At 46.2% G+C, this 16,018-nt stretch carries 17 protein-coding genes; 11 read left to right on the top strand and 6 right to left on the bottom strand.

The annotated features are described in order from the left end of the window. Positions 1 to 34: 34 nt before the first annotated feature. A complete protein-coding gene (hfq, locus tag GJB61_RS05380; protein WP_239711642.1) occupies positions 35 to 256 on the bottom strand; it encodes an RNA chaperone Hfq in 222 nt (73 codons plus the stop codon). A gap of 111 nt (positions 257 to 367) precedes the next feature. On the opposite strand from hfq, the gene GJB61_RS05375 reads away from it, so the two are divergent. Continuing rightward, positions 368 to 1,036, top strand: a complete 669-nt coding sequence (locus GJB61_RS05375; protein WP_154117451.1) for a phosphatase PAP2 family protein — start codon at positions 368 to 370, stop codon at positions 1,034 to 1,036. An 81-nt stretch (positions 1,037 to 1,117) separates the two neighbouring features. On the opposite strand, the gene GJB61_RS05370 is transcribed toward GJB61_RS05375, so the two are convergent. Beyond that, positions 1,118 to 1,618: a hypothetical protein gene (locus tag GJB61_RS05370; protein ID WP_154117450.1), complete on the bottom strand. Its 501-nt coding sequence runs from the start codon at positions 1,616 to 1,618 to the stop codon at positions 1,118 to 1,120. A gap of 144 nt (positions 1,619 to 1,762) precedes the next feature. On the opposite strand from GJB61_RS05370, the gene GJB61_RS05365 reads away from it, so the two are divergent. Together GJB61_RS05365 and helD are read left to right on the top strand one after the other, a co-directional pair. Continuing rightward, on the top strand, positions 1,763 to 2,818 hold the full coding sequence (locus GJB61_RS05365) for an FUSC family protein (protein ID WP_154117449.1): 1,056 nt from the start codon (positions 1,763 to 1,765) through the stop codon (positions 2,816 to 2,818). 253 nt (positions 2,819 to 3,071) lie between these two features. After that, positions 3,072 to 5,429: an RNA polymerase recycling motor HelD gene (gene helD, locus GJB61_RS05360; protein WP_338115678.1), complete on the top strand. Its 2,358-nt coding sequence runs from the start codon at positions 3,072 to 3,074 to the stop codon at positions 5,427 to 5,429. 24 nt (positions 5,430 to 5,453) lie between these two features. Here the strand turns inward: helD and GJB61_RS05355 are convergent, their stop codons facing one another. From GJB61_RS05355 to fsa, 3 genes are all read right to left on the bottom strand, one after another. Further along, entirely contained in the window at positions 5,454 to 6,626 is a 1,173-nt protein-coding gene (locus tag GJB61_RS05355; RefSeq protein ID WP_154118129.1) for an MFS transporter, read from the bottom strand. 54 nt (positions 6,627 to 6,680) lie between these two features. Beyond that, the gene (locus GJB61_RS05350; RefSeq protein ID WP_154117448.1) at positions 6,681 to 7,124 is read right to left on the bottom strand and encodes a MarR family winged helix-turn-helix transcriptional regulator; all 444 of its coding nucleotides are present in this window, start codon (positions 7,122 to 7,124) and stop codon (positions 6,681 to 6,683) included. A gap of 156 nt (positions 7,125 to 7,280) precedes the next feature. Beyond that, a complete protein-coding gene (gene fsa, locus GJB61_RS05345) occupies positions 7,281 to 7,928 on the bottom strand; it encodes a fructose-6-phosphate aldolase (RefSeq protein ID WP_154117447.1) in 648 nt (215 codons plus the stop codon). A 260-nt stretch (positions 7,929 to 8,188) separates the two neighbouring features. Between fsa and GJB61_RS05340 the strand changes: the two genes are divergently transcribed. Together GJB61_RS05340 and GJB61_RS05335 are read left to right on the top strand one after the other, a co-directional pair. Next, complete coding sequence (locus tag GJB61_RS05340) at positions 8,189 to 8,638, top strand: hypothetical protein (protein ID WP_154117446.1); 450 nt, start codon at positions 8,189 to 8,191, stop codon at positions 8,636 to 8,638. Continuing rightward, positions 8,625 to 9,107, top strand: a complete 483-nt coding sequence (locus GJB61_RS05335) for a GNAT family N-acetyltransferase (protein WP_338115677.1) — start codon at positions 8,625 to 8,627, stop codon at positions 9,105 to 9,107. Before GJB61_RS05340 ends, GJB61_RS05335 begins: the two co-directional genes overlap by 14 nt. A gap of 11 nt (positions 9,108 to 9,118) precedes the next feature. Here GJB61_RS05335 and GJB61_RS05330 read toward each other — a convergent pair whose 3' ends face one another. Continuing rightward, positions 9,119 to 9,316 carry a hypothetical protein gene (locus tag GJB61_RS05330; RefSeq protein ID WP_154117445.1) on the bottom strand — a complete coding sequence of 66 codons (198 nt, stop codon included), beginning with the start codon at positions 9,314 to 9,316 and terminating at the stop codon, positions 9,119 to 9,121. A gap of 79 nt (positions 9,317 to 9,395) precedes the next feature. Between GJB61_RS05330 and rpiA the strand changes: the two genes are divergently transcribed. The 6 genes from rpiA to GJB61_RS05300 all read left to right on the top strand — a co-directional run bounded on the left by rpiA (position 9,396) and on the right by GJB61_RS05300 (position 15,905). Next, positions 9,396 to 10,082 carry a ribose-5-phosphate isomerase RpiA gene (gene rpiA / locus GJB61_RS05325; RefSeq protein WP_154117444.1) on the top strand — a complete coding sequence of 229 codons (687 nt, stop codon included), beginning with the start codon at positions 9,396 to 9,398 and terminating at the stop codon, positions 10,080 to 10,082. A gap of 15 nt (positions 10,083 to 10,097) precedes the next feature. Next, positions 10,098 to 10,565: a VanZ family protein gene (locus tag GJB61_RS05320; protein WP_154117443.1), complete on the top strand. Its 468-nt coding sequence runs from the start codon at positions 10,098 to 10,100 to the stop codon at positions 10,563 to 10,565. A gap of 21 nt (positions 10,566 to 10,586) precedes the next feature. After that, positions 10,587 to 11,027, top strand: coding sequence for a GNAT family N-acetyltransferase (locus GJB61_RS05315; protein WP_154117442.1), 441 nt, complete (start codon positions 10,587 to 10,589; stop codon positions 11,025 to 11,027). A 49-nt stretch (positions 11,028 to 11,076) separates the two neighbouring features. After that, positions 11,077 to 12,045 (top strand): aldo/keto reductase, encoded by a 969-nt coding sequence (locus tag GJB61_RS05310; RefSeq protein ID WP_154117441.1) that lies wholly within the window; start codon positions 11,077 to 11,079, stop codon positions 12,043 to 12,045. Positions 12,046 to 12,294: 249 nt separating this feature from the next. Beyond that, entirely contained in the window at positions 12,295 to 12,747 is a 453-nt protein-coding gene (locus tag GJB61_RS05305; protein ID WP_154117440.1) for a MarR family winged helix-turn-helix transcriptional regulator, read from the top strand. Further along, a complete protein-coding gene (locus GJB61_RS05300; RefSeq protein ID WP_154117439.1) occupies positions 12,744 to 15,905 on the top strand; it encodes an MMPL family transporter in 3,162 nt (1,053 codons plus the stop codon). Before GJB61_RS05305 ends, GJB61_RS05300 begins: the two co-directional genes overlap by 4 nt. Positions 15,906 to 16,018: the final 113 nt, after the last annotated feature.

The following is a 16,018-nucleotide window of genomic DNA, read 5'->3' as shown; positions in this document are numbered from 1 at the left end:
ATTCTAGGTTGAGAGAGATAGCATTAGGGACAGCTTATTTGAGCGAGACTGGCTTTAACGGTACAATAGTGGATACCGCCGATTTGAAGAGCACATTTTGTCTGCCGTCACCTTGACCAATTAACGTAATGGTAAAAGCGTCATAAGAGGTAACTAGACCCTGCATTTTGACCCCATTAGTTGTAAAAATCGTCACGGGTACCTTTGTTGAGATGAACTGGTTCAACAAACGTTCCTGCAATTTTAGACTTTCCACTTTGGCAGCACTCCATCTTTTATAAATTGATATCACTGTGTAATTATAACACGGGAAAGTCCTTCTCAGGAAATGGGATCAGCAGCCATAGAGTTAGACAAGGAGGAAGTTATGCTTTATTTTCGTTACTGGTCTAGAGGTTTTGTACTTTTTTTAGGCTTTACGGCGGGATTCGCCGTGATAGCGGCGCTGGTCATGCTGAACAAGGTGGCCTTTTTTGATGAATACATAATTAATGTTGTCCAATCCGCTGAGTCTCCTGCATTTACTTCACTGGCCAAGAGCTTGTCCTTGGTCGGTTCATCCAGACAGGCGATTGGGATATCGCTGCTGGCAATGCTACTGCTCTTCTTTCTGCTGAAGCATCGGCTGGAGCTAGCTTTATTTCTGTGTGTGGGATTAGGCTCACAGCTGTTAAACACAATGATGAAGCTGTGGTTTCATAGAGAGCGACCGAATCTGCATCGAATTATTGAAGAAGTCGGATATAGTTTCCCTAGTGGACATTCGATGGCTGCTTTTTCCCTTTATGGTGCAATTGCTTATCTAGTGTGGCGCCATTTACATCGGAAGTTTGCCCGGATCTTGCTGATTCTGATAGCTGTGCTCATCACTGGAGGAATTGGCTGGAGCCGTATTTATTTAGGGGTACACTATCCAAGTGATGTAATCGGTGGCTATGCCGCAAGTGGCGCCTGGCTGATGTTGTGTATTACAATATTTGAAGCCTACCGGAACTCACAGCGGCAAATAGGAAATAAGCCTGTACCTTCTGCATAAAGTGATATATGAGGGATGTAAAAGAAAAGCGGATACCTCCCCTGAAAATGCTGAAGGTATCCGCTTGATACTGTATAAGGTTTATTTAGGGTTTTTGGCCTGCTGATCTGCAGGTTTACCTTCATGAAAATGCTCAACCTTATTTATTCGTAGTTTCAGAATCGCAGGAAGAGCTGCCTTAAGCTTCGTGGCTTCGTCTGCAGTTAAACGCCCTTCAGTGATGGCTTTATCCAGCTTAAGGCTGGCAGCCTCGCTAAGCTTCTGAATATATTGCTCTTCAGACCAGCCTTTCTTCTCTAAAGCAAGCCCGGATAGTGTTTTCCCTGCTTTCAGCTTGTTTACAAGCTCGGTGCGATCCATTTCCAGCAACCTCGCGGTTTCAATAATGATGAAATGGCCTCCGGCTCGGAAGCCACCCTCTTTGCCTGGATGTGCTCTATGAGCATTCTCGGAATGAATGGAATCTGGCGCCGTGGAAGGTGCGCGCTCAGTTCCTACAGGATTTGCAAAAGCCATAGCAGGCGTTATGCTGAACAGAACAGCTACTGCAATAACTGTAATTCTTTTGATACGGTTACTCATTTGTTCACCTCGTCTGTGTTGTAATGGGAATACTGTATTCAGTATTCCCAGAAAGCTGAAATAATCCTGAACCCTAGCTTAAGCTAACTTAAAAATTCGCCAGCTTGCTGCTTGGGTAATAATGTCTGTAAAGGAGTGATGGAGTTGGCTTTTGGAGCTCGCATATTTAAAACGGGAATGGCAGTAACCCTTGCCCTATATTTGTCCGCGCTGCTGCAATTCTCTTCACCTGTAGGCGCGGCAATCGCAGCTATTTTTGCCATGCAGCCCTCCATTTATCGATCTTGGAAATATTTCCTGGAACAGATTGAGACCAGTACGATGGGAGCGATTCTGGCTTTACTTGGAGGAATGCTCTTGTCGAATGAACCGATTGCAATCGGAATGATCTGTATTTTGGTTATAATGATTAGTATGAAGATGAACCGGGCAGATACCATTGGCCTTACACTGGTCACTGTAATCTCTGTGATGGAAGCATCGGGTCAATGGCAGTTTGCTATGACTAGGTTTTTACTTACACTTACCGGTATCGTTTCTGCATTTCTAATTAATATTATTGTGCTGCCTCCGAAACCCCGTAAACAATATATCCAGCAAATTGAGATTGTTTTTGCCAGTCTCTCCTTGTTGCTGCGTACGGCAGTTTCGCATGAGATGAAGGAAAGTGTCTTCCGCGATGAGAAGAACGGACTGGAGGGCGCCATTAAATCGTTAGCGGACAAGTACAGTTTGTTCGAAGAGGAACAGAAGCAGCTTAGACGGGCCAAGTACAGCCATACGAGACAAATGGTGGTATATAAGAATTTGTTGTTCTCCTTGCAGAAGGGTTTTGATGTGCTTGAGGCTATAGATCGCCATTATTTTCAAGCCGAGCGTTCGGAGGCTACAGATCAGCTGTTTGATCGCCATTTGGAGCAATTAATTAAATACCATGAGCATATCCTGCTCAAATTCGAAGACAAGTTGAAGCCTAATTCAGCCGATACGGTGCTATTGGGAGATGACAATGATCATTTCTTGGAGGCGGCAATCCATGGCTACAATGCTGAGAAATCGGGCCAATTACGGCTATCTATTGTAGCTGCTGCAGTCTATGACTATGGATATCAGCTGGAACGTCTGGATAAGGTGGCTGAGCAAATGAACCGATTGTTGACTGAGGATAAGGAAACACACAACGTTCCGGAGAAAATATAAGGATAAGGGGAATTTTGAAATTGTTAATTCCTTATATTTAAATAAAAAAGATCCGTTCCCTGAAGGACCGGATCCATAATCTATAGAATAGATGCGTAGATAAAATATAAATAGTTAGAAAGCTTGAAATTATGCTGTAAAATTGGTAAAATAAAAAGATATCAAATGAGTGGTTAATATTGAACATAAATACTCAATTTAATTATATCACGAAATAATTGGAATGTCAACCTTCCGAAGGGGATGAATTGTAGTGGAGAATAATGATGGCGAATGGAAAGCTGAGCAGGAGCGAGTAACGGGTATAACGAAGCTATTGACCTCCCATATTCGGGGTTTATCAGAGGAACTTGGCCTTCACCGCATGGATGTTGTCGATATGCGAAAAGACTTCTGGGAAGAGGTTACGGTAAACTTTAGCAGCCCAGATGATCTAGGGGAGACATCGACAAGTCTGCGGCAGCAGTCGCAAATCCTGAATGAACGAGAGCGTCATCATCTGCAATCCAGTAAAGCTCTGAAAAAATATAAGAAGCTGGTCGTATCCCCATACTTCGGGCGAATTGATTTCTCGGAAGGATCGGATGGAGAGCAGGAGCAAATTTATCTCGGGATTGGCTCATTGATGAAGGATAACGGCACCTTTTTAATCTATGACTGGCGGGCACCTATTTCAAGCCTTTATTATGACGGAGCACCTGGGCCAACGGCTTATGATACTCCGAGTGGTCCGGTATCTGGCACAATGAATCTTAAACGGCAATTTGTTATTGACGACGGCAAGATTGAAGTCATGTTCGATACAGGGGTTACTATTGGTGATGAATTGCTGCAACAGGTGTTGAGCCATAGTGCGGACGACCGGATGAAAAGTATTGTAGCTACTATTCAAAAGGAACAAAATGCTATTATCCGCAATGATAAAAGCCGAATGCTGGTCGTTCAGGGTGCCGCTGGCAGTGGCAAGACTTCCGCAGCCTTACAGCGTGTAGCCTACCTGTTGTACAAATATCGTGAAGTGCTGCAGGCTGATCAGATGCTGTTATTCTCACCCAATCCTTTGTTCAATAGCTATGTTTCCACAGTTCTGCCAGAGCTGGGTGAAGAGAATATGCAGCAGACAACGTTCCAAATGTATCTGGAGGTACGTCTTGGACAGGAATTTCAACTGGAGGATGTCTTTAACCAGACCGAAAGTCTGCTGAATGCTCCGGATGGTCCTGAGGCTGCCATTCGCCGCAAGGGTATTGCTTACAAGTCATCTGTAGCCTTTCTAGACGTTATCCGCCGTTATGTGAATCTGTTGGAGCATGAGGGCATGTTATTCAAGCCGCTTATGTTTCTGGGAAGAGCAATCGTTGGCAAAGAGGAGATGGAACGGAAATTTTACTCTTACGATCCCACGATCAAGCTGGCGAACCGGATTGAGCTGATGACAGGCTGGCTGCTCAAGAAAATTGCCGACTTTAGTGTGGAGGAACGTAATTCAGAATGGGTAGAGAATCAGATCGAATTGCTGGATTCCAGCGAGTACCAACGTGCGTATAACTTGATGCGGCGTAAGCAGCGTGGTAAAGAAGAAGGCTTCGATGATTATGAGACGGAAAAAGACTTGCTGGCCCGCCACTTGGTTAGCCAACGACTGAAACCGTTGCGTGTATGGATTAAACGGGGGCGTTTCGTCGACGTTAAGGGGCTTTACAGCACTCTTTTTACCGATCGTGAGCTTATGGAGACCTTAAACGCTGGCAATTCTCTACCGGCAGTCTGGGACGGTATTTGTAGTCAAACGTTGGACGCTATAGCAGAAGGAGAGCTCTGTTATGAAGATGCGACGCCCTTCCTTTATTTGAAGGAACTAAGCCAAGGCTTTCGCACCAATACATTGATCAGACATGTCATTGTCGATGAAGTGCAGGATTATTCTCCTTTTCAGCTGGAATTCATGCGTCGGCTGTTCCCGCGTGCAAAAATGACCGTACTAGGTGATCTTAATCAGGCCATTTATGCCCAAGGGGAGGTATTAGGAGATTTAGCTAGCTTGGTCAGCGTGTATGGTGAGGAGAACACAGAGGTCATCTCGCTAACTCGCAGTTATCGTTCAACCTATGAAATTGTGGAGTTTACACGCTCCATGATCCCCGGAGGGGAGAAGATCGTACCTTTTAACCGTCGTGGAGAAGAACCGCTACTGAGTGTTGTAGACAGTAAATCGGAGCTGCTTGCTTCTGTTGAAAAAGATATTCAGGAGCTGCACTCCCAAGGGTATCACTATGTAGCCGTCATCTGCAAAACTGCGCAGGAAAGCGCAGAAGTGCATGAGGAGCTGCTAAGCCGAATACCTGTAAGGCTAGTAACAAAGGAAACTCCTAACTTTCAGAAGGGGACACTTGTCCTTCCCGCTTATTTAGCCAAAGGTGTAGAGTTCGATGCGGTTATTATCTACGATGGATCAGCAGAACGATATAACCGGGAAAGCGAACGTAAGCTGTTCTATACCGCCTGCACTCGGGCTATGCATTTGCTGCATATTTATTGCCTGGGTGAGCCGAACCGCTTTTTAACTTCCGCCAGTAAGCAATCCATGATTGCCGAATCAGCGCAAAGCTGATGTTCTTGCCATAATAGTTGAAGATCAGACCGTCTTTCGTATCTTAGCGAAGGCGGTTTTTTGTCTACCACGGCGCTGCAAGGCTAGAATAGTGATGTAGACGATTAGCAGGATTGCGGGGGCTAACGCGGAAAAACGGTACATGACAGCGTAGCTGGTATACATGGCGATGGAGCCTAGCAGCATGGAGCCCGTTGCTACACCGAGGTCGAGCGAGTTCAGAAACATACCATTGGCCATTCCCCGCTGGCGGGGTTCTACGGCTTGAATCATCCAGGTTTGCAGGGAAGGCTGCATGGAACCGAAGCCGATGCCATAACAGATAGCAGCCGGGAATAGAGCAGCTGTTGAAGAAGCGAAGGACAGTAGTACTAAACCAGCGATAATGAAGAAGCTGCCGGGAATGAGCAGGGCTGCGGGGCCGTAGCGGTCGAATATTTTGCCCGAAAACGGGCGCACAATCACGACTGCCATAGCGTTGAACAGAAAGAAGTAGGCAACATGCGCCAAATGTGCTTCAGATCCGTATAAGGCCAGAAAGCCCAGAAGTCCGCCATAAGAAACGGAAAGTAGAAAGTTCAATAGACAAGGGAGCCACAGCTTGCGGAAAGCTCCAGTCTTAGGTCCAGTTTCAACTGGAACCATCGGAGGTTCTATATGACGGGCGGGCAAGCTTGAGGTTAGACGGTACCCAAGGGGTACAATAAGCGCGATTACAGCCGCAGTACAGAGGATCAATGAACCAAATCCGGGACCTTGCAGTAGGCTGAGTCCAATTAGCGGTCCGGCTGACATGGCAAGGCTGGTCGATAGTCCAAAGTAGCCCATCCCTTCACCCATTCTACGAATGGGTATGACATCCGAGGCCATGGTTGGGAAGGCGGTACTGGCCATACCAAAACCGATCCCAAAGAGCATGCGCAGCAGCAGTAAAGCTAGGATACTGTCAGCCCAGTGATACCCGACTACAGCAGTGAACGAAATAGCGAGTCCAAGGTAAATCAGTAGGTTGCGGCCACCTTTCTCCATGGCCTTGGCCGAGAACAAACGTGAGGCAATGGCGCTAAGTGCGAACAGACTGGTTACGAGGCTGATCTGTAGAGATGTAGCGTGTAATGATCCTTCGGCATAGGCTGGCAAGGTAGACAGCGTCATCTGTAGGCCGATGAAGAGCAGAAGGTTGCATAAGGTCAGCATAACAAATGATTTTGTCCATAAATGATCCGTTGGTGTATTCAAGTTGTAGTTCTCCTATTCCTGATGCATATTTCCGGTATTGTGATAAATAATGTCCAGCATTTCACGCAATTCGGTCAGCTGTTTAGGCTGCAATCCGGCAACGGCGGCTGAAATATTCTCTTGCTCCAAGGGAAGAGTCAGTTCAATTAAGGCTTTACCTTCTTCAGTAGCATATAAGAGGAAAGCCCGGCGGTCGCTGGGGCTGGTGGATTTCGTAATTAACCCTTTTTTTTGCAGCAGCTCAACGATTCGGGCAGTCGTGGGCTGGTCTTTGACTACTGCTGCGGCAACCTCTTTTTGGTTAATACCCTCATGTCTTGAGATCATGAATAAGACAGACCATTGCTCTGGAGTAATATCATAGGGTCTAAGCGCCTTGGCGAATTGATTGGAGATCCCCCTGTAGGCGGAGCCCAGGATGAAACCAAGAAATTGTTGAGGAGCGAAATTGGGCATGGACAAGCATCCTTTCAAATATAGATGTTATGACAATTATATTCACGACAAGTAAATCTGTCAACGCTGGAAGAGGAGAGAAAACAAAAAAGGCCATTCAAGGATTAGTTCCCTGAACGGCCAATTTATAAAGTTAGTACATTAAATTATTGTAGTTTATACTTGCGGGACTTTTTCCCAATCCTTCAAGAAGCGTTCAATACCGCTGTCTGTCAGCGGGTGCTTCCACAATGAAGGTAAAAGCGAGCCCGGAATGGTAGCAATATGTGCACCGGCAAGCGCTGCTTGCTCAACATGAGCAATGTTGCGGATACTGGCAGCGATGATTTCCGATTTTAGATCATAGTTGGTTAGAATCGTCTTGAGATCTTTAATCAGCTTCATGCCGTCTACGCCAATATCATCCAGGCGACCGACGAATGGGCTGATATAGGTTGCGCCTGCTTTCGCAGCCATAAGGCCTTGCGCAGCGGAGAATACAAGAGTGACGTTAGTCTTGATGCCTTTTTTAGTGAGTTCATAACAAGCTTCCAGACCGTCTTCTGTCATCGGCAGTTTAATTACAACATTCGATGCCCATGTAGCAATTTCGTATGCTTCCTTAAGCATATCTTCGGCTTTAAGTCCAATAACCTCAGCGCTGACCGGACCGGGTACGATGGCCACGATTTCTTTAATTACATCCTTGAAGAGTCTGCCTTCTTTAGCGATCAGCGACGGGTTCGTCGTTACGCCATCCACTAGTCCTAGGCGGGTTATACGTTTGATTTCTTCAATATTTCCGGTATCCAAGAAAAATTTCATTTCAGTTTATCCTCCCTTGATTTCCTTATGGATTGACAAGCAGCGTTCATATGTACATTATGAGACATGCCTAACGAAGTTTCAACTGTTATTTTGAATATTTCAAAATAACTTTATAGAATTAGTGACGCTTACACCGTAAATCAAGATTTGGGTTTAAAGATCGGTAGCTGTTTCTGAAATCTGTCATTCCCGTCTGTATGATTCCCGTGATAATATAAAATCGGTATAAATACTTCAAGTGGATGGAGAGGGACCGGATGATCTATGCGATAATGGCTGTGGTACTCCTGCTGTTGATTGTTGCCGGTAAGCTGGCTTATGAGAATAGCCAACTAATATCCAAGCGGAATCCAGCTCAACCTCAGTCTTATAGTGCATCAATGAAGTATTCTGTATACCCTCAATCTCTGTCCGATATTGCCGATGCATTCAACATCGTTCCATTGTTCCAGTTAAGCATTGCAGAGCGCGTGAATGGATCTCTGGGTGATTCGAGAGCGGGATTAACGCTGACCCTATGCAGGGTTGAAGCAGGTAAAGGTGAAATGATATTGGCTGACGCGCAGAACTGGATGTTGAACAGTCTTCAGCAATTCAACCGGCAAAGTGTTCAGGTTACGCATGAGGCCTTTTTGGACAAGGCTGCTGACCCGTTAGAGCTGGAAATGTTAATGAAATTGGAGAGTGTTACCAGTGAAGGAAGTTGAGTTTGTAGTTGTTGAGCCGGATAATCGAAACTTGCGGGAGCTTATTGCCCGTCTGGATGAAGAATTGCTTGCGCGGTATCCGCATGAGACCATATATGTGGTTGATTTTGACGATCCGAAGGTAAAGGAAATGACCTTTGTGGTAGCTTATCTGAATGGAACAGCGGTAGCTTGTGGTGGTTTACGGCCATTGGACTATATGAGTTTGAACACTCCTTCAATGGAGCTGAAGCGGTTTTATGTGGACGCGGGCTGCCGCAAATGGGGGATTGCCACTAGAATGCTGCTATTCCTGGAAGAGAAGGCTATAGTAGCTGGCTACGGGGAGATCAGACTGGAGACTGGAATTAAGCAACCGGAAGCCATTGGACTTTATGTTAAGCACGGCTACCGGCCGATTGAGCTATTTGGACCTTATGTAGGAGATCCTGACAGTCTCTGCTATGGTAAAATTCTGAAACAAGGTTAAATAGAACAAACTCAAGCGTGATATTTGCCTATGGGCGCGTTAAGTACCCATTCCAGCATCGTAATCATATCCTCAAGACGTTCAAGCTGGTCTTTCAGGTGCTCACGCTGAGGACTCTCTTCGACTAAAGGAGTCAGTCGTGATTCCAGTGATCTGCGCTGGAGCGTTAATTCGTTGATTTTGGATTGAATCTGGTTTTCGGTTCTCATGATTGAATCCTCCTGCTGGCTTAAGTTGTATTATAGATTTAATATAGATCATTATAACGGAAAATGTGGAGGTATTAAAATGAACGTCAATGTGAAGCAATTAGCCGCTGAAAAAGCAGTGGAGTATGTACTGGATGGGATGAAGGTTGGACTGGGAACCGGATCAACCGCATACTGGGCTATTCGCAAGCTTGGGGAACGCGTTCGTGAAGGGCTTAAGATTACGGCGGTAGCTACCTCGCGTGCTTCAGAGGAGCAGGCTCGTGAATTGGGCATTCCGCTTGTTGCCTTTGGGGACATTGATCATCTGGATTTGACTATTGATGGAGCGGATGAGCTGGACAAAGAGCTGCAGCTAATCAAAGGTGGCGGCGGCGCATTGCTTCGCGAGAAGATTGTGGCCAGCAACAGTTCTCGTATGATTGTAGTTGCTGATGAGAGCAAGGCGGTAGGTACGTTGGGGAAATTCCCGCTTCCGGTAGAAATTGTTCCTTTTGCCTGGGAATGGACGGTTGCGGAGATTGCCAAGCTGGGCTGCAAGCCGGAGCTGCGGCGAAATGGAGAAGAACTGTACAAGACAGATAACGGTAATTACATAGCGGATAGCCACTTTGAAGCTATAGAATCAGCTCCGAAGCTGGCGCTGGATCTGCAGAGCATTCCAGGAGTAGTGGAACATGGCCTATTCATCGGTATTGCGGACATCGCAATAATAGGGAAGAACGATGGAAGTATAGAAACCATTGAGGCTAAACGGGAAATTTGATTATGGAGAGATAACGTGAAGGCTTCCAAATTGGAACAAGAGGAGAACAGAACTAAGCACGAGCGACGGTTGACAGGGTTTGTGCTGGCTCTGTATAGTGCTATTGTTATCTATTGGATGTTCATCGGTTTCGGACGGGAGCCTCATACAGGTGGCCCGCTTCAAATCAATCTGGTACCGCTGCGGACCGTACTGCTCTATTTTGATCTAGGAAACGGGTTGTCGCCTGCCATTCGGCTGGTTAATCTGCTCGGAAATGTGGTTGTGTTCATTCCCTTTGGATGGTTGTTTCCACGTTTGGCTAAAGGTTCGAATTCTTGGATTCGGCTCACATTCTCATCGGCTTCACTTATATTAGCACTGGAATGCTTGCAAATGCTCCTGCATGTCGGAAGCTTTGATATCGATGATTTATTATTGAATTTAATAGGTGTCTGGATAGGTTATAGCCTGTTTAGATGTTACCTTAGATACACACAATAAGAAGTAGAGGAGTAACAATCGATGCTGATTGATCTGAAGCACCTTTTAGGCACCCCTGAGGTAAACGAACTGATGACTTATGCCCTTATTGATGAACCCGAAACACTCCTGCATACCTCGGCTGAATATAGCGAACAAACAGCGCTGCAATTATGCGGCTGGGAAGAGGAGAAGCTGCTGCTTGGGCTTGTAGGTTTCGAAGAGACTGAGGATGGTTCCTTGGTAATCCGGCATATTGCCGTGCTACCGGAGAATCGTGGCAAGGGTTATGCACGTGGTATGATTCTGGAGCTACTGACTGTGCGCCAGCCGCGATACTTGCTAGCGGAAACAGAAGATGAGGTTTCAGCAGATTTCTTCCGCAGTCATGGCTTCATGGTATACAGCCTTGGCGAGAACGCCGCTGGAATTGAAATGTTCCGTTGCGTCTATGAAGTAGAAGAATCAGAAGATGAAGAATAATACTTGAGAATAGATTGAGGACATTAAATTGTGAAGGCGAGGGGAAAATATGAACTACAGAACGCTAGGCAAAACAGGAATGAAAATATCCGAAATCGGGTATGGAGCATGGGGAATCGGCAAAACAGCATGGATCGGAGCAGATGATCAGGAATCGCTTAACGCGCTTAACCGTTCCATTGAGTTGGGCTTGAATTTTATTGATACTGCGCTTGGTTACGGGGATGGACATAGCGAGAAGTTAGTTGGGCAAGTTGTTCGGGAACATACAGGGAACATCTACGTAGCTTCCAAAATTCCGCCGAAAAATGGGCAGTGGCCCGCTCGTGCTGGTGTACCTTCTGAGGAGACATTTACAGCGGAACACGTAATTTCCAGCACTGAAAAAAGCTTGCGCAATCTGGGCCTCGACACGATTGATGTTCAGCAATTCCATGTCTGGTCAGATGAATGGGTAGGTAAAGGCGATTGGCTGGAAGGCGTACGTAAGCTGAAGGAACAAGGGAAAATCCGTTTCTTCGGCGTCTCTATCAATGACCATCAGCCTGCAAATGCGGTCAAACTGATTGAGACCGGTCTAGTGGATACGGTACAGGTGATCTATAACATTTTTGATCAAAGTCCGGAAGATGAATTGCTGCCAGCCTGTGAAAAACATAATGTCGGAGTTATCGTTCGGGTTGCGCTTGATGAAGGTGGATTAACGGGTCGAATTACAACGGAGACTGTCTTTGCTAAAGAAGATTTCCGCAACGGTTATTTCAAGAATGATCGTAAGCAGGAAGTTTATGACCGCGTGCAGAAAATTGCTGCTGACTTACATATTTCTGTAGATGAAATGGCGGAAACCGCACTGCGTTATGTACTTAGTCATCCCGCAGTTTCAACGGTCATTCCAGGCATGCGCTCCATTACCAATGTGGAACGCAACATGAAGGTCGGAGACGGTCTTGGTCTTTCCCAAGACCAGCTCGCCAAACTGAAGGCGCATCGTTGGATTCGTAATTTTTATCAATGAGACGTCTTGGCTGTCTTGTACTCGAACTGTAAATTGAGGTGAATGCAAAATGACTCTGAACACGGAGTCATTTTTTTGTTGTTTAGGAGTATTTATAGTCTCAGAAGAATTACGTGAGGTTTTCTTTCGGGATCGGCGGAATTAAGATCGCCGGCATCATTGTACATAGGTTGACTTTTCAACGTGGAAATAATATAGTTTTACAATGAAACTATTCTACACGTGAACTATCGGCAGGAGGTTATAGTTTTGAATGAAGATGCAAGTCACTGGATTAACCGCTATATGGATGTTTACCTAGTGGTAACGAGGCGCATCAATGCGCAGATAAGAGATAGTATAGCTGCAGACATAACTAACGACCAGTATCTCATTCTTCGCTTAATTAACGGCCAAGAACTATGTACATCTACGTATCTGGCAGAATCTTTTGCGGTGGGTAAGAGTTCGATTACTGCTATCATTAACCGGCTGGTTGAGGCGGGAATGGTCGAGCGAACTCGTGACGAGAATGATCGGCGCCAGGTATATCTGTCGATGACAGAGAACGGAAGAAGCGTATATGAAGAAGCAGAGAAGCAGATACAGGAGGTCATATCTCCGTACTTGTTTGATTTTGAGAAAAAAGATATTGAGAATTTCATCATGATGTTTGAGAAGCTAGGCCGTTTAATGCAGGAATCGGGAGGGAAAAGCAATTGAAAACGATATTAAAAGCAAGATGGGCAGTGATCGTGGTCTGGCTTGCAATGGCGGTTGTATTATTTATGACAGCACCGTCAATGTCAGATCTTGTGCGTGAGAAGGGTGATATCTCAGTTCCAGACGGATATAGTTCCGCTAGAGCGATTGAGATTTTGCAAGAGGTCTCTGACTCCAAGAATGGAGAAACGCTGCATCAAGTTGCGCTTGTATTTAACATGCCGCAAGGAATTGGGGCAGAAGAAACGGCAAGTATCAAGCAGGGTGTCGAGAAGCTGAGCAAGAATAAAGAAGCTCTAAATATTGATGCCATTACAGATCCTTTCTCTCAAAGTGAGCTTAAGGATACGCTGATTGCCAAAGATGGCAAAACCATTATGGTGGCACTTTCTATAAAAGGTGGAGAAGAGGTTGTTCAAGAGCTTCCCGCTAAGGTGGATGAGTTGCTCGCTGATGTCGATGCAGATCATTACTTAACTAGTGAAGGGCTGATTACTGAGGATACCATTGCCAGTTCGGAAGCGGGTCTTAAGAAATCAGAATACATTACAGTGGTCTTTATTTTACTTATCCTATTTGTAGTGTTCCGCTCGATGGTGGCTCCATTTGTTCCATTGCTGACTGTGGGTCTGAGTTTTATTGTAGCTCAATCCGTTGTAGGTTTTCTGGTGGACCGATTTGATTTCCCATTATCGACGTTCACACAAATTTTTATGGTCGCCGTAATGTTCGGAATCGGGACGGATTATTGTATCCTGCTGATTAGCCGATTCAAAGAGGAGCTTGCCACATCGGAAGATACCCACAGTGCGATTGTGGCTACTTACCGGAAAGCAGGTGGAACGGTCTTTTATTCCGGGTTGGCCGTATTCGTGGGCTTTTTGGCAATTGGGCTCTCGAAATTCGTCTTGTATCGTTCAGCAGTGGCAGTCGCAGTAGGGATTGCGGTGATGCTACTAGCTCTCGTTACACTTGTTCCTTTCTTCATGGCTGTACTGGGTAAAAAAATGTTCTGGCCGTCACGAGGCAAGCTGGAGCATAGTGAAAGCCGTATTTGGGGCGCGGCAGGCTCATTTTCTTTAAAAAGACCGTGGGCGGCATTGCTGATCGTAGCAGTGATAGTTGTACCATTCCTCGTCGCTTATGATGGGAAGCTGTCCTTTAACAGCTTGGATGAGATTGGTTCTGATTATGCTTCGGTTAAAGGCTTCAATATCATATCGGATAGCTTTGGTCCAGGTGAATCGATGCCTGGTAAGATTGTGATTAAGAATGATGATCGCATGGATACCTCGGAATATATAGGGTTGTCTGAGAAGATCAGCCGCGAGCTGGAAAAGGTGGACGGCGTTAAGTCGGTGCGCAGCATGTCGCGTCCGACAGGAGTACAAATCAATGACTTTCTCATACCTACTCAGGTAGGAACTCTTTCCGACGGTCTAGATCAGACTAATGAGGGTCTGACTAAGATTCAAACAGGATTATCAGATGCAAGCAAGCAGCTTAGTGATAATGCGCCGAAGCTTAATGAAGCTGTATCTGGCAGCGCTAAGCTGGCGGAAGGTACTGCTGACCTCAAAGCAGGCATCGTCGCCTTGGGTGACGGATTATCCCGGATAGAGAGTGGCATTAAGAGTGGTTCCGCCGGTGCAGGAGAGCTCAAAGCGGGTCTTCAGCAAGCGGCGTCAAGCGCTAAACAGCTTGCAGATGCTAACACAGCACTGTTGGCAGGGTATAAAAAGATCGGCGGTGGCTTAACTGCGCTGGATAGTGGATTAGGACAGCTGCAAGGGCAACTGCAGGGTGTGGCAACAGCTTTGAGTGGCTTGGATACTTCCTTTACAGGTCTGGAGAGCAGCCATCCTGAACTGCTGCAGGATACAGATTATCAGACGATTAAAGGTACAGTGACGCAGAGTGGTAAAGGGGCTACACAGCTCGCCACAGGCCTGGGGCAAATTTCGGAACAGCTGAAGGGTGCGGCTGCGGGCTTGAATGAAGCTAACGCTGGTTACGCCAAGGCTTCTGCGGGGCAAACTGCACTTGCACAAGGGCTACAGAAACTGGTAGCAGGCATTGGGCAGTTGCAAACAGGTCTGAATCAGGCAGCAGCAGGTCAAGGTCAGATTGTCGATAAGATTCCCTCGATCAGTAGTGGGCTTACGCAACTGCAAGGAGGACAACAGCAGCTTGTGGATGGATTTGGGCAATTGACGGGTCAACTTGGAGAGTTGACGAAAGGTCTAAGCGATAGTTCGGAGGGCTTGAAGCAAATCACTGGTGGTTTGAGCTCAGCGCAAGATTACCTTAATCAGATTAAGGCGGCTAAGGATGATGAGTTGAGCGGATTCTTCGTGCCCGCAGAGGCGCTTGAATCGGCAGATATTCAGCAGGTATTCGACAATTACCTGTCTACAGACCGCAAGGTTATGACTTTGGATGTTGTATTCTCCAATAATCCTTACAGCACAGAAGCGATTGATAGTATGGGCGCTATTCAGTCCGCGGTTGACCGCGCGGTTAAAGGTACGAAGCTGGAGAATGCAGAGACCGCTATTAGTGGGGTCACTAGTACCTACAGCGATTTGCAGAAAATCTCTAATGAAGACTATTCGCGGACCGTTATCTTGATGCTGAGCGGCATCTTCATTATTCTGGTTCTGCTGCTTCGGTCCATCGTCATGCCGCTCTATCTTATTCTATCGCTGGTGATCACTTACTTTACTGCGTTAGGAGTGACAGAAGCGATATTCGTTAAGCTGCTTGGTTATGACGGAATTACCTGGACGACACCGTTCTTCAGCTTCGTAATGCTGGTAGCACTCGGTGTGGATTACAGCATCTTCCTGATGGCCCGGTTTAATGAGAATAAGACATGGGATGTTCGTGAAGCCATTCTGCATGCCATGCGTAATATGGGCACCGTTATTCTGTCGGCAGTAGTTATACTGGGTGGCACATTTGCCTCAATGTATCCTTCAGGAGTGCTGTCGATGATGCAGATTGCTACAGTAGTTCTTGTCGGCTTGGCCTTATATGCCCTGGTATTTCTGCCGTTCTTCGTTCCAGTTATGGTACGGATGTTCGGTCGGGCCAACTGGTGGCCTTTCCGAGTCAAAGAAAGCGGAGAAGCTCCAAAGCATGATTTGCATATGTAAGATCATGAGGTGGTAGTAAATCCCCCCGCCTCCCCCCGCTAAATATAGACTTGTCTCGGATGAACCGGACTTCAAAAGAACCTCTGACGATCACGTAGCAAATGTGATCGTCA

It is taken from the genome of Paenibacillus monticola (genome assembly GCF_009664975.1).
In the GTDB taxonomy this organism is placed as follows: Bacteria; Bacillota; Bacilli; order Paenibacillales; family Paenibacillaceae; genus Paenibacillus_AQ; species Paenibacillus_AQ monticola.
This window is presented reverse-complemented; position numbering and strand designations above follow the sequence as displayed.